24 protein-coding genes are annotated in these 23,811 nt (G+C 64.3%); 11 read left to right on the plus strand and 13 right to left on the minus strand.

All coding sequences use genetic code 11. The features are described from left to right. Window positions 1–20 precede the first annotated feature (20 nt). Both OVY48_RS04330 and OVY48_RS04335 read right to left on the minus strand, forming a co-directional pair. On the minus strand, window positions 21–1,007 hold the full coding sequence (locus tag OVY48_RS04330; RefSeq protein ID WP_313921909.1) for an alpha-ketoacid dehydrogenase subunit beta: 987 nt from the start codon (window positions 1,005–1,007) through the stop codon (window positions 21–23). Continuing rightward, window positions 1,004–1,999, minus strand: a complete 996-nt coding sequence (locus tag OVY48_RS04335; protein WP_037473679.1) for a thiamine pyrophosphate-dependent dehydrogenase E1 component subunit alpha — start codon at window positions 1,997–1,999, stop codon at window positions 1,004–1,006. Before OVY48_RS04335 ends, OVY48_RS04330 begins: the two co-directional genes overlap by 4 nt. 216 nt (window positions 2,000–2,215) lie before the next feature. On the opposite strand from OVY48_RS04335, the gene OVY48_RS04340 reads away from it, so the two are divergent. Then, window positions 2,216–2,494 (plus strand): hypothetical protein, encoded by a 279-nt coding sequence (locus tag OVY48_RS04340; RefSeq protein ID WP_037473680.1) that lies wholly within the window; start codon window positions 2,216–2,218, stop codon window positions 2,492–2,494. Here the strand turns inward: OVY48_RS04340 and OVY48_RS04345 are convergent. Beyond that, the gene (locus OVY48_RS04345; protein WP_037473681.1) at window positions 2,485–4,170 is read right to left on the minus strand and encodes an FAD-binding protein; all 1,686 of its coding nucleotides are present in this window, start codon (window positions 4,168–4,170) and stop codon (window positions 2,485–2,487) included. The two genes, OVY48_RS04340 and OVY48_RS04345, sit on opposite strands and share 10 nt — an antisense overlap. A 138-nt stretch (window positions 4,171–4,308) precedes the next feature. Between OVY48_RS04345 and OVY48_RS04350 the strand changes: the two genes are divergently transcribed. After that, window positions 4,309–5,109 (plus strand): enoyl-CoA hydratase/isomerase family protein, encoded by an 801-nt coding sequence (locus OVY48_RS04350; protein WP_069064347.1) that lies wholly within the window; start codon window positions 4,309–4,311, stop codon window positions 5,107–5,109. Between the two features lie 45 nt (window positions 5,110–5,154). Here the strand turns inward: OVY48_RS04350 and OVY48_RS04355 are convergent, their stop codons facing one another. From OVY48_RS04355 to OVY48_RS04375, 5 genes are all read right to left on the minus strand, one after another. Next, complete coding sequence (locus tag OVY48_RS04355; RefSeq protein ID WP_037473684.1) at window positions 5,155–6,258, minus strand: Gfo/Idh/MocA family protein; 1,104 nt, start codon at window positions 6,256–6,258, stop codon at window positions 5,155–5,157. Then, the gene (locus OVY48_RS04360) at window positions 6,258–6,488 is read right to left on the minus strand and encodes a biotin/lipoyl-containing protein (RefSeq protein WP_037473685.1); all 231 of its coding nucleotides are present in this window, start codon (window positions 6,486–6,488) and stop codon (window positions 6,258–6,260) included. Before OVY48_RS04360 ends, OVY48_RS04355 begins: the two co-directional genes overlap by 1 nt. A 111-nt stretch (window positions 6,489–6,599) precedes the next feature. Further along, complete coding sequence (locus OVY48_RS04365) at window positions 6,600–7,253, minus strand: carboxymuconolactone decarboxylase family protein (RefSeq protein ID WP_037473687.1); 654 nt, start codon at window positions 7,251–7,253, stop codon at window positions 6,600–6,602. 51 nt (window positions 7,254–7,304) lie between these two features. Further along, window positions 7,305–7,607: a DUF1330 domain-containing protein gene (locus OVY48_RS04370; protein WP_037473688.1), complete on the minus strand. Its 303-nt coding sequence runs from the start codon at window positions 7,605–7,607 to the stop codon at window positions 7,305–7,307. A 15-nt stretch (window positions 7,608–7,622) separates the two neighbouring features. Next, window positions 7,623–8,957, minus strand: a complete 1,335-nt coding sequence (locus OVY48_RS04375) for an MFS transporter (RefSeq protein ID WP_037473690.1) — start codon at window positions 8,955–8,957, stop codon at window positions 7,623–7,625. A gap of 285 nt (window positions 8,958–9,242) precedes the next feature. On the opposite strand from OVY48_RS04375, the gene OVY48_RS04380 reads away from it, so the two are divergent. Next, window positions 9,243–10,460, plus strand: a complete 1,218-nt coding sequence (locus tag OVY48_RS04380) for an MFS transporter (RefSeq protein ID WP_069064350.1) — start codon at window positions 9,243–9,245, stop codon at window positions 10,458–10,460. Then, entirely contained in the window at window positions 10,457–11,320 is an 864-nt protein-coding gene (locus OVY48_RS04385) for an SDR family NAD(P)-dependent oxidoreductase (RefSeq protein ID WP_069064351.1), read from the plus strand. The genes OVY48_RS04380 and OVY48_RS04385 overlap by 4 nt, the downstream gene beginning before the upstream one ends. Here the strand turns inward: OVY48_RS04385 and OVY48_RS04390 are convergent. Continuing rightward, complete coding sequence (locus tag OVY48_RS04390; RefSeq protein WP_037476730.1) at window positions 11,314–12,354, minus strand: dihydrodipicolinate reductase; 1,041 nt, start codon at window positions 12,352–12,354, stop codon at window positions 11,314–11,316. The two genes, OVY48_RS04385 and OVY48_RS04390, sit on opposite strands and share 7 nt — an antisense overlap. 17 nt (window positions 12,355–12,371) lie before the next feature. After that, the gene (locus OVY48_RS04395; protein ID WP_037476729.1) at window positions 12,372–14,018 is read right to left on the minus strand and encodes an MFS transporter; all 1,647 of its coding nucleotides are present in this window, start codon (window positions 14,016–14,018) and stop codon (window positions 12,372–12,374) included. A gap of 155 nt (window positions 14,019–14,173) precedes the next feature. Here OVY48_RS04395 and OVY48_RS04400 point away from each other — a divergent pair, with 155 nt between their 5' ends. Continuing rightward, window positions 14,174–15,430, plus strand: coding sequence for an acetyl-CoA C-acetyltransferase (locus OVY48_RS04400; protein ID WP_037476728.1), 1,257 nt, complete (start codon window positions 14,174–14,176; stop codon window positions 15,428–15,430). 82 nt (window positions 15,431–15,512) lie between these two features. Next, complete coding sequence (locus OVY48_RS04405; RefSeq protein ID WP_037478857.1) at window positions 15,513–15,977, plus strand: MarR family winged helix-turn-helix transcriptional regulator; 465 nt, start codon at window positions 15,513–15,515, stop codon at window positions 15,975–15,977. A 77-nt stretch (window positions 15,978–16,054) separates the two neighbouring features. Here OVY48_RS04405 and OVY48_RS04410 read toward each other — a convergent pair whose 3' ends face one another. After that, a complete protein-coding gene (locus OVY48_RS04410) occupies window positions 16,055–16,363 on the minus strand; it encodes a hypothetical protein (protein WP_313921910.1) in 309 nt (102 codons plus the stop codon). A gap of 176 nt (window positions 16,364–16,539) precedes the next feature. Further along, window positions 16,540–17,331, minus strand: coding sequence for an SDR family oxidoreductase (locus OVY48_RS04415; RefSeq protein ID WP_313921911.1), 792 nt, complete (start codon window positions 17,329–17,331; stop codon window positions 16,540–16,542). A gap of 238 nt (window positions 17,332–17,569) precedes the next feature. On the opposite strand from OVY48_RS04415, the gene OVY48_RS04420 reads away from it, so the two are divergent. The 5 genes from OVY48_RS04420 (at window position 17,570) to OVY48_RS04440 (ending at window position 23,014) form a co-directional block, all read left to right on the plus strand. Beyond that, on the plus strand, window positions 17,570–18,799 hold the full coding sequence (locus OVY48_RS04420) for a CaiB/BaiF CoA transferase family protein (protein WP_037476725.1): 1,230 nt from the start codon (window positions 17,570–17,572) through the stop codon (window positions 18,797–18,799). 26 nt (window positions 18,800–18,825) lie between these two features. Further along, a complete protein-coding gene (locus OVY48_RS04425) occupies window positions 18,826–19,116 on the plus strand; it encodes a hypothetical protein (RefSeq protein WP_037476724.1) in 291 nt (96 codons plus the stop codon). 11 nt (window positions 19,117–19,127) lie between these two features. Beyond that, window positions 19,128–20,639 carry a class I adenylate-forming enzyme family protein gene (locus tag OVY48_RS04430; protein WP_037476722.1) on the plus strand — a complete coding sequence of 504 codons (1,512 nt, stop codon included), beginning with the start codon at window positions 19,128–19,130 and terminating at the stop codon, window positions 20,637–20,639. 277 nt (window positions 20,640–20,916) lie between these two features. Beyond that, window positions 20,917–21,744 (plus strand): helix-turn-helix domain-containing protein, encoded by an 828-nt coding sequence (locus tag OVY48_RS04435; RefSeq protein WP_052027718.1) that lies wholly within the window; start codon window positions 20,917–20,919, stop codon window positions 21,742–21,744. After that, complete coding sequence (locus OVY48_RS04440) at window positions 21,737–23,014, plus strand: amidohydrolase family protein (RefSeq protein ID WP_037476721.1); 1,278 nt, start codon at window positions 21,737–21,739, stop codon at window positions 23,012–23,014. The genes OVY48_RS04435 and OVY48_RS04440 overlap by 8 nt, the downstream gene beginning before the upstream one ends. A 57-nt stretch (window positions 23,015–23,071) precedes the next feature. Here OVY48_RS04440 and OVY48_RS04445 read toward each other — a convergent pair whose 3' ends face one another. Beyond that, window positions 23,072–23,806, minus strand: coding sequence for a DUF2889 domain-containing protein (locus tag OVY48_RS04445; RefSeq protein ID WP_037476720.1), 735 nt, complete (start codon window positions 23,804–23,806; stop codon window positions 23,072–23,074). Between the last annotated feature and the right edge of the window lie 5 nt (window positions 23,807–23,811).

The raw sequence follows: 23,811 nt of genomic DNA on the forward strand, positions 1-23,811 counted from the left end.
GGATCGGCCCCCTGTTTCTGTCAGGCCATCAGGGCCTTCACCGTTTCGACCACCCGATCGGGCGAGACGATATAGACGTCTTCCAGCACCTTGGCGAAGGGCACCGGCGAATAGGGCGCGCCAAGGCGGCGGACCGGTGCCTTTAACTGACCGAATAGTTCTTCGGCTATGGTCGAGGCGATTTCGCCGCCGGGGCCGAAATGGCGCACCGCTTCATGGGCGATCACCGCGCGACCCGTCTTGGCGACGGAGGCCAGCACGGCTTCCTTGTCCCAGGGCGATACCGTGCGCAAGTCGATCAGTTCGACCGAAATGCCCGCCTCTGCCAAGGGGGCAAGCGCCTGCTGGCAGCGGATGACCTGCGACGACCAGGAGACGATGGTGACGTCGGTCCCTTCCTGCACGATCCGCGCCTTGCCGAGCGGAACGGGCACTATCACATCGGGCACTTCGGCAGGGATGAACAGCGATCCGGCCGATTCGATGAAGATGCAGGGGTCCGGATCTTGGATGCAGGACAGGAGCAATCCTGCATAGTCGACGGGATTGGACGGCGCGACCACCTTGATCCCCGCCGTATGCGCGAACCAGCCTTCGAGATGATCGGCATGTTGGCCCGCAGTCTGCCAGCCGGCACCCGTCAGCGTGCGGATGGTGATCGGCACCGTGCTTTGCCCACCCGACATGAAGCGCAGCTTGGCGGCATGGTTGAAGATCATGTCCATGGCGACGGCGGTGAAGTTCATCAGCATGATTTCGGCGACGGGCTTGTAGCCCGCAAGCGCCGCGCCGATGGCCGCACCAATGATCGCCTGTTCGGAAATCGGCGTGGATTTGACGCGATCGTCGCCGAATTTGGTCGACAGGCCCGCCGTCGCGCCGGTGACGCCGCCGCCTTCGCGGTCGGCGATATCCTCGCCCAGCACGATCACCTTGTCGTCTTCGGCCATGGCCTGATGCAAGGCTGCATTCACGGCCTGGAGGCTGTTCATCTTCTTGGCGCTCATGCCGGGATCTCCTGCGCAAAGACATCGCGACGCAATTCGTCCACCGAGGGCAAGGGACTGGCGAGGCCGAATTCCTGTGCGTCTTCGATCTCGGCTTCGATCGTCGCCTGCATTGTGGCCAGCGTCTCTTCGGTCGCATGGCCCTGTTCGATCAGCCAGGCCTTGAAGGCGGGCAGCGGGTCTTTTTCGATCGCGGCAGCCTTTTCTTCCTTGGTCATATATTTATCGTCGTCGCCCAGCACATGGCCGTGGAAGCGGAACGTCTTGCATTCCAGCAGGGTCGGACCTTCGCCATCGCGCGCGCGGGTGATGGCATCATGGGCGGCGGCGAACATGGCGAGCGGGTCGTTGCCGTCAACCGTATAGCCCGGCATTCCATAGCCGATCGCGCGCTTGGCGATGAAGTCGACCGAGGTGCCGTTCTCATAGCGTGTATGTTCGGCGAAGCCGTTATTCTGGCACACGAAGATCACCGGCAGCTTCCAGACCGAGGCGAGGTTGAGCGATTCATGGAAAGCGCCGATGTTGGAAGCGCCGTCACCGAAATAGGCGATGGTCACGCGCCGCGACCCATCCAGCTTTGCCGCCCAGGCGAGGCCATTGGCGATCGGCATGGAGGAGCCGACGATGCCGGTCGTGACCATGACGCCGCTTTCGGGGTGGGTAAGGTGCATCGGCCCGCCCTTCCCCTTGCAGGTGCCATCGACACGTCCGGCGATTTCGGCCCAGAGCGGGCGCAGCGGCATGTCCTTGGCCACCATGTCGTGGATGCCGCGATAGATGGTGCAGATCTTGTCATCGTCCGTCATCAGCGATGAGAGCGTGGCGGGGATGACTTCCTGCCCGCGCGCGGAATAATAGGGCATGACGAGCCGCCCAAGCCGGATGGTCTTGCGGATGGCGTCATCATTGCGTTCGATGCGGATCATGCGCCGGTAGATGTCTACCAGCTGGTCCGGGGTCGGCGCCGGGGCGTTGCTCAGCTCTGCCATAAAGTCCTCAGATGGCCAATGGGATGCCCCTGCATTGGCCGTTGCGGGGCGAGGGTCAACTCGCCGGGGCGATATGTCGATGCGGGCGGGGATCAAGGCCCGGAAGGCGGCGTTGATGCCCTGAAACACACCGCCAATTCGCCCCGCCGATATGCGCACGCTGCCCTTTGCGCGGCGCGCGGGGGCGTTCATGCTCGACGGGAAAGGAAGGATTTTATGACCAAGGACACACGCGACATCAGCGAGCGGACGGACCGGGTGCTGCAATTGGAGGCCGAACTGGAGGCCGAGGGCGCAGCGACGACGCAAGGGGAGGAATTGGACCATGCGCGCGCGATGCTGCACCAATGGGTGGACAGCGTGGTGGCAGTGGTATCCTCACCAGGCGTGGGGCGGGTGTCGCTGATCCATGCCGATGGCGGCGAATCGCGTATTTCTTCGCCTGCCCTGCCCTATCTTCTGTCCCGACCGGCGCGCTTTACCGATCAGGGCTGATTATCGAGCCCTACGGCGTGGCGGGCGGCGATATAGCCGAACACCAGGGAAGGACCGATGCTGGCCCCCGCGCCGACATAGACATTGCCCATGACCGATGCCGTGGTGGTGCCGGTGGCATAGAGCCCGGCGATCACCTGGCCGTCGGCATTGACCACGCGGCCACGCGCATCGGTGACGACGCCGCCATAGGTGCTGACATCGCCGGGCACCACGGGGACAGCGTAAAACGGCCCCTTGTCGATCGCGCCGAGGGCGCTTTGGTCGGAAAAGGGATCGCCGACGAAGCCGCAATTATCATAGGCGCGGGCACCGCGCTGAAAATCCTCGTCCACGCCCTTGGCGACAAAGCCGTTCCAGCGGGCGACGGTGGCGGTCAATGTAGCGGGATCGACCTTGATGCTGGTGGCAAGGTCAGCGATCGTGTCGGCGGTGTGGAGATAGCCGCTTTCGATCCAGCCATCGGGGATTTTCTTGTCGATGAACTTACCCGCGATGGCGTATAATTCGACATAGTTGCGGTCGACGATCGCCCAACTGGGGATGGCGGGGACCAGCGCGTTCCGCTTGCGCATGGTTTCGCAATAAAGTTCGTAGCTGCCGCCCTCGTTCATGTAGCGCTGGCCTCTCTGGTCCACCAATATGGCGTGGGGCTTGCCGGTCATCGATTGCGCGCCTGGTGCGACATAGGTTTGATCCCAACCGGGCGCAGGCGTCATCTGATAGCCGACCAACTGGTCCATCTGCGCCAAATGACCGCCGATCCGCTCCAGTTCCTGGTGCATGTCGCCGGTGTCCCCTTCGGGCGTCTGCGACCATTGGACGCTGGTGCCGGGGATATAGCGATCGCGCATAGCCTGATTTTGCGAGAAGCCGCCCGCATTGATGAGGACGCCCAAGCGCGCGCCGATCCGCCAGGGCTTGCCGTCCCGCACCGTTTCGACGCCTGTCGCGGCGTCATCGGCGATGATGATCTGGCGGGCGGGTGCGTTCAGCCTTATGTCCACGCCGGCGGCCAGGGCAGCCTTGAGCATGCGGCCCTGCAGCGCTGCGCCGGCGGTGGTATATTGGCGTCCTAGCAGCTTGTCCCGCAATGTCCGGCCGATGATGCGCAGCAGCATTTTGCCCGACGCCTTGTTGGTACGGCGATGGCCCTGCGCCTCCATTCCTTCGACCAAAGTGACGTTGAATTCGGCGAAACCCTTGCGCAGCTTGTCGCGCCATGGCCCCAATTCCTTGCGGTCGAAGGGCTTGGCGACGACCGTGCGTGAGGTTTTGCAGCCGCCGGGCAGTTCGTCATAATAATCGGGCCAGAAGGTCGCGCCGCGTTGCAGGGCGACGCCCTTGTCGACCAGGAAATCGATCGCGCGCGGCGCTTGCGTGACATAGGCGCGCCGCTTTGCGGACGAGGTGCCGGGGGCGGGATGCTCGTCCTGCGTGGCGTCGAGATAGGCCATGGCTGCCTCGGCGCTGTCGCTTTCGCCATCGGCCAGCATGAAACGGTTGGCTGGAATCCACATCACGCCGCCCGACTTGGCCGTCGTGCCGCCGACGAAGGCGGTCTTTTCGAGGATGACGACCGATTTTCCGGTGTCGCGCATGACCAGCGCCGAAGCCATCGACCCTGCGCCGCTGCCGACGACGAGCCAGTCGACCATTTCGTCAAATCCGGTCATGCTATGCGCTCTCCTCTGCTTATGGCGCAGGCTATATCGGTTATGCGGCCGGCCGCCACGCCAGCCCTGCGCTTATCGCCGGGGCGACGTTGGCGGCGGCGCGGCGCGTGATATGGGGAGCGTCGAGGAGACCGAGCGATGACCCAGATGCTGCCCGCCTATGAGACGATCCTGCTGGAGCGACGCGGGCGGTTGCTGGTGGTGACGCTCAACCGGCCCGACGCGATGAACGCGGTCAATCGCGTGCTGCATGACGAATTGCCCGATGCGCTGACCTTTGCCGGGACCGATCCCGATTCCGACGTGGTGCTGCTGACCGGCGCGGGGCGGGCCTTTTCGGCGGGGGGCGACATCGACCATATGGCGCATAATGCCGCGAACCCGCACCTGTTCGACCATGAGGCGCGGCAGGCCAAGCGGATCGTCTTTGCGATGCTGGACATCGAAAAGTCGGTCGTCTGCCGGATGAACGGGCATGCGGTGGGGCTGGGCGCGTCGATCGCGCTGCTGTGCGATGTGATCTTTGCGGCGGAGGGCGCGAAGATCGGCGATCCGCATGTGGGCATTGGCCTAGTCGCCGGGGATGGCGGCGCGGTCGTGTGGGCGCAGCGGATTGGCCTCGCCAAGGCCAAGGAATATCTGCTGACCGGTGAACTGCTGAGCGCGCGAAAAGCGGCGGAGATCGGGCTGATCAACCACTGCGTTGCGCCGGAGGCACTGGACGCGGCGGTCGATGGCTTTTGCGCGAAGCTGCTGGCGGGCGCGCCGAATGCGATCCGCTGGACCAAGATATTGACCAATATCGAACTCAAGCGAATTGCGGGCGCGGTGATGGAGGCAGGGATCGCCTATGAGTCGCTGAGCGTGCGGAGCGCCGATCATCGCGAGGGGATTGCCGCGCTCAGGGAGAAGCGCGCGCCGCGCTTTACCGGACGATAAGGCGGCGCGGGCGTTTCTCGACTTCGCTCGAAACGAACGGAGAGGTTAAGTCACGTCCGCCAGCCATACCCAACATCGTGCCTCGCTCGACAGGCGGATGGCTTCCTGCAGACGCTCTACCTCCAGCGCTTCGGCAAAGTCCGGGGCGGCGTTGCCATGGCCCTCGATCGCTTCGACCATGGCCTGCATCGAGAGCGCCATGGGGAAGCTTGGCTGGGGCTCGCTCTGCCAGTCGAGCGTGATGCCGGGTGCCGCCTTGAAGGCATCGGGAATCGCGATCTCCGCCATCGCCCCGCCCAATTGTCCGGCGCGCAACGTGCAGTCGCGCGCGGTCGGGAAGGTCGGCGACGACACGGCAATCCGGCCCTTGTCGCCGAAGACGTCGATCAACCAGCCATCGTGCAGCGCCATGGACCAGCTGATCTGCATCTGCATGGTGAGGCCGCTTTCGAAGCGCAGAATGACATTGGCGAAATCGGTGGTGTCGGGCGTGATGGTGTCGCCATCCGCGAAACGCCATTCGCGCAGGATCTGGCTGTCGTCGGCGACCAGTTCGGCGATCGGGCCGAACAGATGGCGCAGCATGTAGAGCGCATGGCTGCCATTGTTGCGGACGGCCGACACCCCCTGCCCGCCTTGCGCGAACCAATTATAGGGGAATTGCTTGATCGGGCTGTTGAACAGCGAGATGTTGAAATGGCAGGTGCCGCCGAGCGGTGTGCCGACATAGCTATCGTCGAGCATCGCCTTCATCTGGCGGTGAGCGGGCAGCCATTGGGAGAAAGCATCGACCACACCGACGCTGCCGCCCGCGCGCCACGCCGCGTCGATCGCTTTGGCGCCTGCCCAGTCGGGGGCATGGGGGCTGGCATTATAGACATGTTTGCCATGGGCCAGCGCGGCCAGCACCATCGGCAGGCGCACCGAGGGCCGGGTGCCGAGATCGACAATGTCGATGTCCGGGTCGGCGCACATCTCCTGCGCGTTCCAGAAGGCGCGCGGCAGGCCCAGCCGGTCGGCCGCAGCGCGCGCCGTTTCCTCGCGCGAGGTGCAGATGGCCGTCACCTCGACGCCGGGAATGGCGCGCCAGGCGGGAAGATGGGCGAAGGCGCCCCAAGCGGCGCTGACGATGCCGACGCGCAGGGTCATTATTCGATCGTGCCCAATATGGTGCCGACTTCATAGGTTTCGCCGGGCTGGGCGACGATGCGCAACGTACCGCTGGCGGGCGATTCCACTTCATTGGCCGACTTGTCGGCTTCGAGCAGATAGAGCGGCTGGCCTTCGGTCACTTGCGCGCCGTCTTCGGCGAGCCATTCGGCGATCTGGGCCTCGGTCATCGAAAAGCCGATCTTGGGCAGCAATATGTCGGTCGCCATGGGTCTTGTCCTTCGTGAAGATCTGGCGCTGGTCATGCCCGCTGGGGCAGGCGCGCGGCAATGCGCAACAGGGCGTGCCGCCCCGATATCGTTGCCGCGATAGTGCCCGCGTCAATAGCCGCGGCTGTCGGTCCAATCCTCGGTCTCGCCGGGCTTGTAGGTCTTGCCGGGTATCTTGCCCGATGCGCTCTTAAGGTCGAAGCCGATCGGGTCCGCACCCCCTTCGATGCCGACGCCAAAGGCGGACAAGGCCCAACTGGTCATGACATAATGGCCGATCGAAAAGACCAGATCCATCTGCTGCTTCTTGTCGAAATGACGGCCAAGCACGGCCCATGTCGCATCGCTGATCGTGCCGTCGGCGATCAGTTCATCGACCGATCGCAGGACGGCCTCATCGGCTTCGTTCCAATCGCCGCCTGTGGGATAATCACGGATCGCGGCGATATCGTCCAGCGTCAGCCCGGCGTTGAGGCCATAGCCGACATGATTATGCCATTCATAAGCGGACTTCACCTTCCAGGCGACGCGCAGGATGAGCAATTCCAGATGGCGCGTCGAGAGCGTGTTCGACATCAACAGATGCTTGCCCCAGATATTATAGACTTTGCCCAGATCAGGGTGGTTAGCCATAACCATCAGGACATTGGTCTTGGAGCCTTCTTCCCACGCATTGGGCTCGCCCCAATAGGCAAAGACTTCGCGGGCGTCGTCCGTCCATTCCGCGCGGGGTAGTGGCAGGATGCGGGGCTTGATGTCGGTCATGGCTGGATACCTCCTTGGGTTTGGCATCTGCGGGGTGGGAGCGGCGATCGGCTAGAGTCCCTCGACCAGCAGGGCACGATAGGTTGCGCCCTTTTGCCGCAAGGCCTTGGCCTCCTGATATTCCGGGCTGTCGTACCAGGCGCGGGCCTGGGCGGCGTCGGGGAATTGCAGGATGATGATGCCATCGGGTGCTTCGCCCTCCAGCGTGTCGAGCGCGCCGTAGACGGCGAGCGGCCTAAGCCCATAGTCGGCGACGAAGCGCCCCGCCTGGGCACGGTTCATGGCGCTATAGGCATCCATCGCCGCCTGATCGTGGATCGGCCCTTCGCGGGTGAAGATCATATAAGCGGGCATTGTGCGTCTCCTGTTTCAATGCGGCGCGTGGATGATGGCCGCCCCGTTCCAGCCGCCCGCGGCCGCGAAATCGGTGCGGCAGGAGCGGCTGGCGATCCAGGCGAGGAAGGTGCTGGGAATGCCGACCAGCAGCGCCCAGCGCATCGCCATGCCGAGCGAATCCTCGCCGTAGATCGGCCGCAACATGTCGCTCAGCCAGCCAACCAGCACAGGGCCGCCGCCAAGGCCAATGACCTGGATCGACACCATCAGCACGGCAATGGCGGTCGCGCGCGAGCGGGACGGGACAAGGCCCGCGACCACGGCCATCAACGGCGCGGCGGACAGGCCGCCGATCAGCATGTTGAGGCCATAGAGCGGGAACACGCGGTCGGCCGAGCCGGTAAGGATCATCCAGCCGATGCCGGTGGCGAGCGCGCCGCTGATCATCAGCATCCAGACATACCAACGCATGTCGCGACGCCCAAGAAAGTCCGCCAGGGGACCGCCGACCGTATGGCCGATCGCCGAACCGAAGAAGAGCGCGCCGCCCATCTGCAACCCGGCTTCATTGGCGGGCATGCCGTGCGTGCGCTCCATGAAGGCCGGTGCCCAGCTGATGAAGCCCATGGTCAGCAGCGCATTGAGCGAGGCTGCCAGAATGAGCGGCGGCAATGTCCGGATCGCCATCAGTTCACGCGCAGTCTTGAGGAAGGAAGGCGTCGCGCCCGTTTCGACCGGCGCGCCATCGGCGAGGCCAGCACGGGTGTCGCGCAGGGTGAACCAGACGATGGGTGCCAGGATGAAGCCGGGGATGCTGGCGAAGATCAGCGTGTTGCGCCAGCCATATTCCTGCACCGCCCAGCCGCCGACGGCGGGGCCGAGAAACGTGCCGAGCGACGCGCCGAGCAGGAAGATGGAAAGCGCGGTGGCGCGCTGACGAATGGGAAAGAGGTCGGCGATCCAGGCCTGGGACGGCGGAGTGAAGCCGCCTTCGCCAAGGCCGATCCCGGCGCGGCCGATCAGCAGCACCCAGAAGCTTTTGGCCATGCCGCACAGGATGATCGCCGCGCTCCAGACGGTGGCGGCGATCGCGACGATCTTACGCTTGGACCAGCGATCGGCGAGGCGCGCCAGCGGAATGATCGCCAGGATGTAGACGATGGCGATGATCATATCCTTGACCATGCCGATCGCAGCGTCCGAAAGGCCGAGTTCGCGGCGGATCGGTTCGACCATCACCACCATCAGATAGCGTTCGCCCTGCACCGAAGCGGATACCAGCACCATGATGAAGAGGAACCAGGACCGATAGGCCATGCTCGGCAAGGCCTCCGTCGGCGCTGGCGGGCGCAGTTCGATGTCGGCCATGGAGTAGCTTGCCTCTCTCATTGCTCTGGGGCCGTTCGTTCCGGGCGGCGCCTTTCGCCGCGCGATGGCGGTCGGACATGCGGGATGTGCGGCACGTTCGCCCGTGTGGGCAATGGCGCGATGCGAAGGATCGCTTGCGCGATGGCGGCGGGCTGGATCATGCCATTCTGTACCCCCGTTACGCGATAGCGCCGGGGCGATTTGCGCCGTGCCAGCGGACATGGCAGCCAGGCGGCCCCGCCTCCGCTTCCACAGCGGCAGGCCATGAGACTATAGGAGGCGAGGATGGGATCGGCCTATTGGGGCGAATTTCGGACGCATTGGCGACCGTTGCTTGCCGCGACCATGGGACTGGGCTTTGGTATCGGCCTGTCCGCCTATACGATGAGCCTGTTCGCGCCCAAGCTGATCGCCGAGTTCGGCTGGCCAAGGTCGCAATTCGCGTTGCTGGGCAGCATGGGGCTGTTGATGCTGATCGCGCAGCCGATCACCGGGCGGCTGACCGATCGCTTCGGGGTGCGGGCGGTGTCGACGGTGGGCGTACTGGCAGGGCCAAGCGCCTATATCGCCTTTGCAATGCAGCCAGGCAGCATTCGCGCCTTCTTCGCCATTGCGGTGTTGCAGATCGTCGTCGGCACGCTGACCACCTCGCCAGTCTATACCCGCATCGTGGCGGAACGGTTCGAAAGGGCGCGGGGGCTGGCTTTCTCCATCGTCATGACCGGGCCGCCGCTGGTCGGCGCGGTCCTCGCACCGTTGCTCGGCCGGTTCATCGAAAGCGAGGGATGGCGCAACGGCTATCTGTTGATGGGCGGGATAACCATGGCGTTCGGCCTGATCGCGGTGGCCATGACGCCGCCGCATATCGGCACCCGCCCGGACGAGGATGTGCCGGTCGAATCCAAGGCAGGCTATGGCGTGATTGTGCGCAATCCCGCCTTCTGGGTGTTGATCATCGGCATGATTTTGGTGAATTTTCCGCAAGGATTGGTGTCGGCGCAAATGAAATTGATGTTGATGGACAGCGGGGCGCAGTCGCAGACCGCGACCTGGCTGATTTCCATCTATGCGGTGGGCGTCATGGTCGGTCGCTTTGCCTGTGGCCTGTCGCTCGACCGGATGCAACCGCACCATGTTGCCGCGCTGACCCTGTCGATGCCGGCGATCGGCATGATGCTGATGGCATCGCCCTTCGACGCGACCATCGTGCTGGCGCTGTCGGTGGCGATGATGGGACTGGCGCAAGGGGCGGAGGGCGATGTGGCCGCCTATCTGGTGTCACGGCGCTTTGGCCTCAATGTCTTCAGCTTGGTGATGGGGCTGGTCGGCGCATCGATTGCGGGGGGTGCGGCGCTGGGGTCGCTGACGCTCAGCTATACGCTGGGGCTATGGGGCAGCTATGCGCCGTTTCTGGTTATCGGTGCCTGCGTCACCTTGGTCGGGGCGCTGCTGTTCCTGACGCTGGGCCATGGTTCCCGCAAGATGGAGGTCGCGCGCGCATGACGAATCGGCAGAAGATAGCGGTCGTGACCGGCGCGAGTGCGGGTATCGGCAGGGCGGCGGCGGGTGCGTTGCTGCAACAGGGGTGGCGGGTGATCGGCGTCGGACGCGACGCCGGGCGATGCGCCGCGGCGGAAGCCGCGTTGTCCACCCTGCCCGGCGCGGATTTCACCATGATCCGGGCGGACATGGCGCTAATGGGCGAGACGGCGCGGGCGGCGGCGGAGATTGCTGCGCTGGCCCCGGCGATCGACGTGCTGCTCAACAATGCAGGCGGGGTGATGGCGGAACGGGTTATCACCGAGGAGGGGCATGAGGCGACCTTTGCGTCCAATCACCTCGCGCCCTTTCTGCTGACGCGGACATTGCTGCCCCATCTGATAGCGGCCGCCGCGCAATCGGAACCCGGCAGCGTGCGCGTGGTGGCGGTATCGTCCACGGGCCATGAACATTGCGATGGCATTCGTTGGGACGATCTGACCTTTGCCGAGGGTTTCGTGGGGGGAGCCGCCTATTGCCATGCCAAGCTCGCCAACATCCTGTTCATCCGCGAACTGGCGCGGCGGCTGGCGGGGAGCGGGATCGTGGCGCATGCGATGCATCCGGGGGTTGTGGCGAGCAATTTCGCCAGCCACTGCGACGCGCCGATGCGTGCCTATATGGAGTCGATCGCCGAGCAGGCGCTGACGCCTGAGCAAGCCGCCGATACGTTGGTGTGGCTGGCGAGCGCGCCTGAACCGGGGCGGTCGAGCGGCGGCTATTTCCATAAGCGCGAGGCCGTGCCCTGTTCGGCGGCGGCGCAGGATGATGCGGCCGCCGCCCGACTGTGGCAGGTGAGCGAGGCGATGGTCGCAGGCTACTGAAAGCGGGCGATGACCTGCGGCAGATCGGCGGTGGTGCGGATGCCGGGTGGCGCTTGGCAGAGGGCAGCGACGGCATTGACCGCGCGATGGGCGGTGAGGCCGGGCGTGAAGGCGGCATAATCCTCCTGCGCGACCGGAAAGCTGATCGCGACATCAAGCGGCGTGTCGCCTTCCACCCGGATGCGCCAGCCCGACGGGCGCAGTTCCCAGTCGGTGCGATCGATCCGGTCGCTGCAATACCAGTTGGCGCGGAAGCGCAGCATGGGTTGGCCATGGCGCATACCGGATATGGTGATGCGTTGGGCAGCGACCGTGCCCGCATCGATGGTTCCGGCGGCGATGGTGATGGCCTGGGTGGCCACGCCCATTTCGCCGATCGCATCCCATTGGTCGATGGCGATTCCGGCAGCGTCGGCCAGTTGGGCGAGCGATCCGGCGAAATCGCCCTTCACATGGTCGATCTGGCGTGGATCGAAGGCGCGTGGGGCGCGGCCGAAGCCCATCACGCCGAACAAGAGGTCGGGCGAGGCGCGGCTGGACAGATCGGCATATTCGTCGATCGTCAGGCGATCGAGCCGCCGCGAGAGCGAGAGGAGCGGGATGGGCAGCGCTTCGGTGATGAAACCGGGGCTGGAGCCAGTGCTGTAGATCGACGTGCCGCCCGCTTGGCAGGCGGCGTCTATTCTCTCGCGTGTGGCAGCGTCCATGGACGGGGGGTGGTGGAAGTCGCCGCGGGTCGTCACGACATTCTTGCCGGATGCCAGCAGGCGGCATAATTCGTCGATGTCGGTTCCCTGGCGCATGTAGAGGACGCAGTCAGCCTCCATTGCGACCAGATCATCGACCGACCTGGTGGCGATGATGCCGCAAGGGTCCAGCCCGGCGATCACGCCTGCATCCTGGCCCCGCTTGGCATCGGAACTGACCCACAGGCCGACGAGGTCGAGCGCGGGATGCTCGATCACGGTGCGGAGCGCGCGGGTGCCGACATTGCCGGTCGCCCATTGGATCACCCGATATCGTCTGTCGTTCATCGACTCTCCTCCGGGCATCATGGCCCGATATAGTTGATCATCCCCTGTTGCGGGTCGGGCGTGTCGGGGCGAAAGCGCACCGATCCGAACGGCCGTTCCAGCCGCCGCCGCACGCGCAAAACGTCCGGACTGTTATGGAAGGAACTGGCGTGGGACTGGATATCCTTGTCCGCTTGCGTGAAGCGCTCGCGCATGTGCAGATAATCGCCCCAGGTCGGGCATTGATAGCGTTCGGTCCATCGGGTGGGATCGGCAATGTCGCGCGCGATCGACCAGTTGAACCCGCCATTGCGCAGCCGGGTGTGCTGGACCTGCAACATCGCCCCATAAAATTCGCGCGCACGGGCAGGATCGACATCATAATCGATTTCTATGATGATCGGGCCGGATCGGCGGGTGAGCGCCATGCCGACCTCCGGCTCGTTATTGAGCAGGAAGGGTTCGACATCGGCTTCATTGGTGTCGGGCAAAGGCAGGAGCATGCCGATGAGCGGCAAGGCGGCGAGCGCCAGGCCCGACAGATAGAGCGCACCTTCGACCGAAATCTGCCCCGCGACCCAGCCCCAAAAGGCCGCGCCGATCGCAATGCCACCGGTCAGCGCCGAGGAGAAGAGCGAGAGCGCGCGCGCCGTCACCCAGCGGGGCGCGGCGAGTTGCACGGCGACGTTGAACAGCGCGATGGTCAGGATATTCGCGCCGCCCGCGATGAAAAGGGCAAAGCATGTGAGCGGCACCGATCGACTAAAGCCCACCAGGAGCAACGCCGCGCCGCTGATGACGGCCAGCAGGGTGACGGTGCGATGGGTGCCAAACCTCTCGCGGCAGGGACCGACGAGCAGCGCGCCGCCGACCGCGCCCACACCGCTGGCACCAAGCAGCAGGCCGAACGTGCTGGCGTCGCCACCTAGCAATTGCTTGGCGATCAAGGGGGCGAGCGCGGCGGCCGATGCGCCCGCCAGCCCGAAGAAAAAGGCGCGGGCCAGGACGGTACGGATCGGCACAGCGTGAAGCGCATAGCGTGCGCCCGACACGATCGCGCGGTGGATCTGTTCGGGCGGCAGGCGCGAGGAGACATGGCGGCGCTGCCACAGGTAGAAGGCGATGAACAAGGGCAGATAGCCGATCGCGTTGACGGCGAAGGCGGCATGGGCACCGGCCGCCAGCACGATGATGCCACCGATCGCCGGGCCGAAGCTGCGCGCGACATTATAGCTGATCGTGCCGAGCGCGATGGCGGCAGGCAAGTGATGCGGACCGACCTGCTCGCTGATCGAGGATTGCCAGGCGGGCGAATAAAGCGCGACCCCTGCCCCGATCAGGAAGCAGAAGGTCAGCAGCATCCAGGGCGAACTATAGCCCGCCCAGGCCAGCACCGTCAGAATGCAGGCGCAAACCATCGAGAAGGCAAGGCCAGCCATGGCAATCCGCCGTCGGTCGAACATGTCGGCCAAGGCACCCGCTGGCAGCGCAACCAGCATCAGGGGCAGCATCAATGCGCTCTGGACCAGCGCGACCATGCCGGGCGACGGGGTGAGCCGCGTCATTTCCCAGGCCGCGCCGACGCCCAGGATCAACTGGCCGAAATTGGAGAGCAGGCTGGCGGTCCAGATGCGGCGGAAGACCGGTTCGCGCAGGGGCGCAAAGCTGCCGCCGTCCTTTGCCATTCCGCAACTCTCCCTACTTCCTGTCCTTTGGCCGACCACCCTGCGCGCGGCCCGGCCGCAGCGTCCATCCCGGCCCACGATCAATCGCCCATGCGATTGGGGATGCGCGCGCATCCATGCGATAGCGCCATCAACAATATTGCAGGAGACGCGCCTTGGCAGAGGCCTTTATCATCGACGCCGTCCGCACGCCGCGCAGCTTCGGCAAGCTGGGCAAGGGTGCCCTGTCCCATCTGCATCCCCAGCATGTCGCGGCCACGGTGCTGCGTGCGATCCGCGATCGCAATGGCATCGACACGGCCGATGTCGACGACGTGATCTGGGGCACCAGCGCGCAGATGGGATTGCAGGGCGGCGACATGGGGCGGATGGCGGCGCTGGACGCGGGCTATGATGTGCGCGCGTCGGGCGTGACGCTCGACCGCTTCTGCGGCAGTGGCCTGACCGCCACCAATTTGGCCGCCGCGCAGATCATGGCCGGGATGGAAGATCTGGTCGTGGCGGGCGGGACCGAGATGATGTCGCACGTCATGTCCTATGGCCAGTCATTGCGCGAAGCAGGGGTGCCGTCGGTCGGCGGCCTTGGCACCGGCAATCTGCGCCTGCAGGCCAAGCATCCCCAGTCGAACCAGGGCGTCGCCGCCGATGCCATTGCGGCGATGGAGGGCATTACGCGCGAGCAGCTCGATGCCTTTGGCGCGGAGAGCCAGCGGCGGGCGGGGATCGCGATCAAGGAAGGGCGATTTGCCCGATCGACCGTGCCGGTGGTGGATGATGATGGCGCGGTGATATTGGACCATGAGGAATATCCCCGGCCTGATACCACGGCCGAACAGCTGGCGCAGTTGAAGCCCGCCTTTGCGGCCTTTCTCGACATGCCCTCGCGCGCCGATGGCCCGACATTCCGCCAGTTGATCAACCAGACATATCCTGACCTGGCGATCACGCCACTGCACCATGCGGGCACATCGTCCGGCGTGGTCGATGGCGCGGCCGCCCTATTGCTGGCGTCGGCCGACTATGCGCAGCGCCATGGCCTGACGCCGCGCGCGCGGGTCGTTGCGACCGCCAATATGGGGGATTGCCCGACATTGATGTTGAACGGCCCGGTCCCGGCCGCGCGCAAGGTGCTGGCGAAAGCAGGGTTGCGGGTCGAGGATATCGACGTCTTCGAGGTCAACGAAGCCTTTGCGGTCGTGACCGAAAAGTTCATCCGCGATTTGGGGATCGACCGCGCGAAGCTCAATCCCAATGGCGGCGCGATTGCGCTTGGCCATCCGATCGGGGCGACCGGCGCGGTGCTGATCGGCACGGCATTGGACGAGTTGGAACGGACGGGCGGTCGCTATGGCCTGATCACCATGTGCGCGGCGGGCGGCATGGCTCCAGCGATCATCATCGAACGTGTCTGAGAGACAGGACATGGTGCCGACTTGTGCATTGCAGGATGAGCTTTCTTTCGTTTCGCCGCGGTGGCGCTATGGTGGCCAGGTGATGGCGAAACCGATCGATCAATTGCTGGCCGAAGACCCGACCGCGCTCAAGCGCAACGCATCGTTGAAGCTGACGGTGATCGCGCGGCAGTTGCGCGCGCATTTCGACCAGAGCGTGGTGCGGCTGGGCGTGACCCGGTCGCAATGGACGGTGATCGCCGTGGTCGCGCGGCATCCGGGTGCGACGCAACGAACGATCGCCAATATGCTGGAGATTGCCGAGGCGTCGGCCGGGCGATTGATCGACCGGCTCTGCGCCGACGGGCTGCTGGAACGGCGGGCCAAGGATGACGACCGGCGCGCGCATGCCGTGTTCCTGACCGAGGCAGGCCAGACGATCACGACTCAATTGGCGGGCATTGCCCGTGCCAATGAGGATGTCGCCTTTGCGCGCTTCGATGTGGACGACCTCAACCGGCTCAACATGCTGCTGGACATGATTTCCGAGAATATTGCCAAACCCTGATCACAGGCCAAGCGACAGACGCAAAAAGGCCCGCCTTCCGCATTGGAAGGCGGGCCTTTTTTGATGGGTCAGGCCGATCAGCGGGCGGTCAGCAGATCGCGCTTGGACAGTTTGGTGACGAGCTTGCCATCGGCGGCGGCGAGGCTGGCAGCGGGCACGACGACCATCTTGCCGTTGAGGATGATCTGCGCGGCGCCATCGGGCGCGACGCGGTAGACGGCAGCGAGACGGTCACCCGACGCGGTGTAGAGCATCTTGCCCTTATAGTCCGCCGCGCTGACGGCAACGGAGGACGACAGTTGCACGGCTTCGGCAGCTGCGGCGGCCTGCGGCAGGGCGGAAGCGGCAAGGGTGAAGGCAAGAGCGATTTGGGCAAAAGCAGTCATGGCGAACCTCTGGGTTAGAAAAGAGAGTGATTCATTTAATACTAAGCTTAGTTAGTAATTCGCCAAAAACATGTCAACCTAGCTTAGTATTATTTTTTGCAAGTGCGAACGAACAAGGGCGCGCCATTGCCCGGCGCGCCCTTGTTCTTTGGTCATGATGCGAAGGAGAAGGCAGGTCAGCGCGGCGGGAAGCGGATCGCGCCGTCGATGCGGAAAGTTTGCGCGTTGATATAGCTGTTGCGGACCAATTCCATGGCGAGCGATGCGAACTCTTCCGGCAGCCCCAGGCGGCGGGGGAAGGGCACCGATTTTTCGAGATTTTCATACATGGGCGGGTTCATGTCCTTGAACCGCAGCATCGGCGGCGTCGCGAAGATGCCGGGCATGATCGCATTGACGCGAATGCCCAAGTCCATCAGGTCGCGCGCCATGGGGAGGACCATGCCGTTCACGCCGGCCTTCAGCGAGCCATAGGCGATCTGCCCCACCTGCCCGTCTTCGGCCGCCGCGCTGGATGTCAGGATGATGCTACCGCGCTCCTCGTCGGCCAGTGGATCGAGCGATGCCATGCCGAGCGCGGCGATGGAGGCCATGCGGTAGCTGGCGACCAGAATGCCTTGCGCGGACAGGGCATAATCCTCGGTCGAGAGGCGCTTGAAACCGCCATTATCCTTGTCCTTCGACACGGTCTTGCCGCCCTTCGACACCATGGCGCAATGGACGAGCAGCCGTTCCTGCCCCTGAGCGGCGCGGGCCTGGTCAAAGCCGGCGAGTGCGCTGTCTTCCGAGAGGATGTCAACCTTGCAGAAGGTCGCGCCGACGTCTGCGGCGATCGCTTCCCCCTGATCCTGGTTGATGTCGAAGATCGCGACCTTTGCGCCGTTGGCACGCAAGGCTTTCACCGTGGCAAGGCCAAGGCCTGACGCGCCGCCGGTGACGATGGCGGAGAGCGAGGAGTCGATCAGCATGGGAGTCCTTCCGGTGACGTTTGCGCCATACCTTCGGCCCGTAGCCCGTGCCGCTCAATCCCCCTGTTTTGCGGGGGTTCGCATATCGTGACGGCGTTGGTGGCCGCTGGGGCATCGTGCGAGCGATAGCCCGCATTCAACAGCCTGTCGGCTCTTGCGGCAATGGCCGCAGCTTCTAGGCTTTGCGGCAAGATACAGCGCTGCATCGTGCGGCGCATGAGGGGATTGGGGTAAGTTTATGACCCAGGTGATGAAGGGTGTGCGCGTGTTGGAAGTCGCGCAATTCACCTATGTACCGGCGGCGGGCGCGATCCTGGCCGACTGGGGCGCGGATGTCATCAAGATCGAGCATCCGGTACGCGGCGACACGCAGCGCGGATTTCTCAACATGGGCGGGGTGACGCTGGATCCGCTGCGCCACACGTTGTTCGAACATCCCAATCGCGGCAAGCGCAGCGTGGGGATCGACCTGTCCACGCCCGAAGGCCAGGAGGTTTTATATGAGCTGGCCAAGACGGCGGATGTCTTCCTGACCAACTATCTGCCGCAGGTACGCCAGAAAAACCGGTTCGATGTCGAGCATATCCGCGCCGTGAACCCCGATATCATCTATGCCCGTGGCAGCGCGCTGGGCGACAAGGGACCGGAGCGGCTGGTCGGCGGGTTCGACGGCACCTGCTTCTGGTCGCGCAGCGGCGTCGCCTATGCGATGACGCCTGAAGCCCTGCCGGGTCCGTTGACGCAGGGTATCCCGGCCTTTGGCGATTCGATCGGCGGCATGTTCATTGCAGGCGGCATTTCGGGCGCGCTGCTGCATCGCGAGCGCACGGGCGAGGCGACCGAGGTGGACGTATCGCTGCTGAGTGCCGCCTGGTGGGCGTCGGGCGCGCTGATATCGCAGGTGATGGAGACCGGGATCGAAACGCGCAATCCGATGCCGACATCGGGCGGGTCGCTGCGCAATCCGTTCATGGGCAATTTCCGCACGTCCGATGGCGGCACGATCAATCTGTGCATGGTCAGTCCAACCGGCCTGATCCGCGATACGTTCGAGCATGTCGGTGCGCCGGAAGCCGCGGACGATCCGCGCTTTAAAGACGTCTTGTCGCTGATCGAGAATGCGGGTGCGGCGAGCGACATATTGGTCAAGGCCTTTGCCCAGAAGCCCTTTGCCTATTGGCGCGCGCACCTCAAGACCATGAAGGGGCAATGGGCGCCGGTGCAGAGTTTCAGCGACCTGCTGACCGACGAACAGGCGCTGGCCAACGACATGATCATCGAGGTCGAGGGTGCCGATGGCAGCGGCAAGCCGCTGCGGCTGGTGCGCGGACCGGTGCAGTTCGATGGCAAGCCGCTGGAAACCACCCGCGCGCCACAGGCGTCGGAGCATACCGAAACGGTGCTGATGGAAATGGGCATCGAGTGGGACAAGATCGAACAGTGGAAAGCCAGCGGCGCGATCGCGTGAGGCTTGGAACAAAGGCGACCAGTGCAATGAAACCGGGAACGAAATTGAAGAGCGCGGCATGCGACACCGAAGTCATGGTGATCCGTTGCGGCGAGGGAGCCATCGAATGCGGCGGCGCGGCGATGGGCGAGGCGAAGCCGGAAGCGGTCGGCACGCCGTCGGCCGATTTCGCCGCTGGCACGTTGATGGGCAAACGCTATGTCGATGCGGCAGGGACGTTCGAATTGCTGTGCGTCAAGCCGGGCAAAGGATCGCTTTCGGTCGACGGCGTGGCCTTGCAGGTCAAGGACGCCAAGCCCCTGCCCGCGTCGGACTGAATGACAGACCGATGAACATCGCCCTCTTCCTGGAAATGACGGCCGACGCCGCACCCGACCGGATCGCTTTGGTGTGCGATGGCGCGCGCTGGACCTATGCTGACCTGCTGGCGGGCGCGCGCGGCGCGGCTGCGCTGATCCGGCAGAGCGAGGTCGCGCATGTCGCACTGCTCGACGAAAGCAGCGAGGCGGCGGTCATGGCGTTGTTCGGCGCGGCGCTGGCAGGCGTGCCTTATGTGCCGCTCAACTATCGGCTGGCGGATGCGGATCTGGGGGCGCTGCTGGCGCGGATCAGCCCGGCGTTGATCGTCGGGGATGGCGCGCGGGTGCGGCGGCTATGCCCGGATGCCGCCAATATCATTGTGTCGCGCGCGGATTTCGTCGCGCAGGCCCAAACACTGGCGGGCGATGCGCCGGTGGAAGCGGACGCGGGCGACGATGTCGCGATCCAGCTGTTCACCAGTGGCACGACCGCCGCGCCCAAGGCCGCGATTTTGCGTCATGCCAATCTGGTCTCCTATATCCTTGGCACGGTGGAGTTCGCCGCTGCGCCGGAAGAGGATGCCGCGCTGGTCAGCGTGCCGCCCTATCATATTGCGGGGATCGCGGCGTTGCTGAGTTCCATTTACGCGATGCGGCGAATCCTGATGCTGCCCGCCTTTGCACCCGACGCCTGGCTGAACCTCGCGGCGGTGGAGCGAGCGAGCAATGCGTTTGTCGTGCCGACCATGTTGGCGCGGATCATCGAGGCGATGGGCCAGATGGTCGCCAAGGGTGCGTCGCAGCCGGACCTGTCCGCGCTGCGGGCGATCGCCTATGGCGGTGGCAAGATGCCGACCGAGCTGATCCACCAGGCGCTCGACCTGTTTCCGACGACCGGCTTCACCAACGCCTATGGCCTGACCGAGACGAGTTCGACCGTCGCGCTGTTGGGACCGGATGAGCATCGCGCGGCCCATGGGTCGGACGATCCGGTGGTGCGGGCGCGGCTGGGATCGGTGGGGCGGCCGTTGCCGACCGTGGAGATCGAGATACGCGACGAGGATGGCCAAGTGCTGCCGCCGGGCGTGCCGGGCGAAATCTATGTGCGCGGCGAGCAGGTGTCGGGCGAATATCGCGAACGCAGCGCGCTTGACGCCGATGGTTGGTTTCCGACTCGTGACGCGGGCTATATCGATGCGGACGGCTATCTGTTCCTGTCGGGGCGCGCGGACGATGTGATCGTGCGGGGCGGCGAGAATATCTCGCCCGGCGAGATCGAGGATGTGGTGATGACCCATCCCGCCGTGGCCGAGGCGGCGGCGGTCGCCATTCCTTCGCACGAGTGGGGCGAAGCGGTGGGCCTGATCGTGGTGCCGCGCGCAGGGCATAGCGCGCCGGACGAGGACGAGCTGAAGCAGATGGTACGAGCGCGGCTGCGGTCATCGCGGGTACCAGAGCGGGTGCTGTTCACCGATGCCCTACCCTATAATGAGATGGGCAAGCTGCTGCGGCGGGAAATCAAGACGCTGTTTTCCCGCTGAAGCGCAACAAGCGGACAGCGAATCGGACAATGGTTACGGCTTTTTGCGCCGGGGTTGCTGTGCATTTTTCTTCGGAACCGAACGGTGACCGGCAGCTCCATTGCTCTGGAAACCTGTACGGAACGTCTATTTTTATAGTAATAATTCAGATGGTTGTGAGGATTTCTGGCTGCTTCCACCTGCCCAATTGGGCAAAATAAACGAGAGTATCTCATTTTTAATTGACAGGCCTGCCCCGGTAGTGAACAACTGTGTTCATAAACCGAAGGAGAGGACCATGGCTCAAATAGAGTCCAACAAGGCAAAGATCGCCAAGCGCGTCATCGAAGTGCTGGAATTCTTCGATGAAGATCATCCGCAGGCTACGGTGATGGACATCGTCCGTCGTTTCGACCGGCCTCAGTCCAGCACGTCGGAATTGCTGTCGAGCCTGGTTGACCTTGGCCTTTTGCACAAAGATCCCTGCTCGCGTTCCTATTCGCCCACGCCCCGCGCCGCGATGCTGGGGGCCGCCGTGCAGCCCAAGCTGGTGCGCGATGGCGTGCTGACCGGGCTGATCGATCGCCTGTCGGCGCAGACGGGCCTGGGCGTTGCGGTGTTCGGCATGGTGGGCCTGAAGGTCCAGGTGTTCAACTGGCGGGCCGGCACGCGCACCTTCCGCACCGCCGGAGCCGCCGGTTTCTGCGGCGGCCAGCAGGATCATCTGTCCGACAGCGCGGCGGGATGGCTGATGCTCTCGACCGTTCCGCAGCCGCGGCGCGACGGCATGATCCGCCGCCTGAATGCGGAAGCCACGCCCGATCGCAAGTTCATACCCGCCGACATGAGCGCACAGGTGCTGTCATGCCGGGAGCAGGGCTTTGCCAGTGGCAAGGTCGGCTTCGGGTCGATCGCGGATGTAACGGCCGTGCTGCTGCCCAACATGCCCGAAAGCCAGCCGCTGGCCATTGGTTTCGTCTACGAGCCATCGGACCAGATCGATGCCGACAGCCTGTTGCGGACACTGAATGAAGCGGTGCGTCGCTGCGTGGAGGAACCGGCGCCCGCGCCCGTTTCCCCGCTGTTCGATGGCAGCCGCCAGCCGATGGAGATGAAGCATGGCTGATGTGAAGGACAAGACCGACAGCGAAATGGCGCAGGCCGCCAAGAAATATTGGTCGGCCGAAGGCTATACCGAAGGCGGCGTGATCCGCGAGGTGGATTATGCCACACAATCGGGCGGGTTGGACCCATCGCTGGCTGGCATCAAGATCGTCGACACCGACACGCATATCACCGAAGCACCCGACCTGTTCACCTCGCGCGCGCCGGCCAAATATAAGGGCAAGGTGCCCTATGTGAAGCAGGACGCCGACGGCGTCGAACGCTGGTATGTCGGTGACCGCAATTTCGGATCGATGGGTGGCAACGTCATTCGCGCCGACAATAACAAGCTGTTGGGGCGGCTTGCTTTCCCCAAGCTGGAGCAGGCGCATCCGGGCGGCCACCTGATCAAGGAACGGTTGCAGGCGATGGACGATATGGGCGTCTATGCCCAGATCGGCTTCCAGAATTCGGGCGTGACCCAAGCCGGGTCGTTGATGTCGCTGGGTGACCCCGACCTCGCGCTCGCCATCGTGCAAATGTATAATGATGCATCGGCCGAATATCAGCAGGTGTCGGGCAACCGCATCTTCAACATGGGCCACCTGCCCTTCTGGGACCAGAAGGCGTTGGAGACCGAGGCGCGGCGTTGCTACGACATGGGGATCAAGGGCTTTGTCCTGCCCGATACGCCCGAACGTGTCGGCGTGCCGAGCTTCATGCACGATTATTGGACCCCGTTCCTGGAGATGTGCGAAGCGACCGGCATGCCGCTCAATTTCCACCTCAACAGTGCGGTCGACCCCAATACGCTGACCTGGGACGGGTTCGGCTTCGAGCAGACGCTGTCGGTGGTGGCGACGATGTTCTCGATCGGCAATGCCGCGACGCTGGGCAATTGGATGGTGTCGGGCCGGCTCGATCGCCATCCCAAGCTCAAGATCGGCCTTATCGAAAGCGGCATGGGCTGGCTGCCCTTCGCGATCGAGGCGCTGGAGCATCAGTTCAACGAGATGCTGCCGAGCAAGGCCAATATGCTGCATAAGCGGCCGTGGGAATATTTCCGCGACCATTTCTGGGTCACCTTCTGGTTCGAGAAGGTCGGTCCCAAGCTGCTGCTGGAAACCATCGGCGTGGACAAGGTGATGTTCGAAACCGATTTCCCGCATCCCACCTCGCTCTATCCCGGCGTGCAGGCGCATGTCATCGACGTGCTGGGCGGCTATGATTTCGAGGTCAAGAAGAAGGTCCTGCAGACCAACGCGACAGGCCTCTACAACCTGCCCTTCTGATAGCGAAGGGACGATATGGGGCGCGCCTTCCCTCTCCGGCGCGCCCCTTTTTTTCGTCTATCGCGGGTGGAAGGCGTGACCATCGAAATGGTCGAGCGGGGTCGGCGACGCACCGCTGAAATCGATGACCTGGCCGACGCGGCGGGCGTGAACGGCATTGTCCGGCTGGAAGGTGAAGCAGTTGGGCGGCACCTTCGTCGCGGTGGATTGCCGCTCCATAGGAATCAGGCGGCCATTGGCGAGGATCGTGCCCCATTGCAGCAGGCGGGCGGCTTCGCGCTGCGGGTCTTCGAGGCTGTCGATCCAGGGGCGCAATTTCAGGAGCGATTGGCCGGCGATGGCGGCCGGGGCTTCCAGGATATGCTGGCGATGCGTTAGCCTGAGCAGTAGCGCGCCGTCGCGCCGGATTTCCGCGACCGCCAGGCCATCGACGGGGTCGCAAGCGACGATGTCGTAGAGGATCGGTTCATCGTCCGCCGCATGGGCGGCGGCCAGTACGGCCAGATCGTGCAAATGGGTGCAATTGGCCTTTTTTTCTCCCCGCGCCGCGACATCCACCAGTGCGACACCGGTGAAGGTCGCGGCCAGCACAGCAGGCGCGCCGGGACAAGTGGTCCAGGGTACGCGCTCCATGAGGGAGTCGACGCCAGTGACGTGCGTGCCGTCATGGCGCAGGGTGACGGCCATGCAATGATAGTCATCCTCGACTGCGGCGATGACCGCCCCCTCAGAAGGCGTGACGCGGAAACGCCGCCGGAAGCCCGGCAGCGCGTCGAGCGTAGCACTGTCCATGACAG

Source organism: Sphingobium sp. SA2 (assembly GCF_032227065.1).
Taxonomy (GTDB): Bacteria; Pseudomonadota; Alphaproteobacteria; order Sphingomonadales; family Sphingomonadaceae; genus Sphingobium.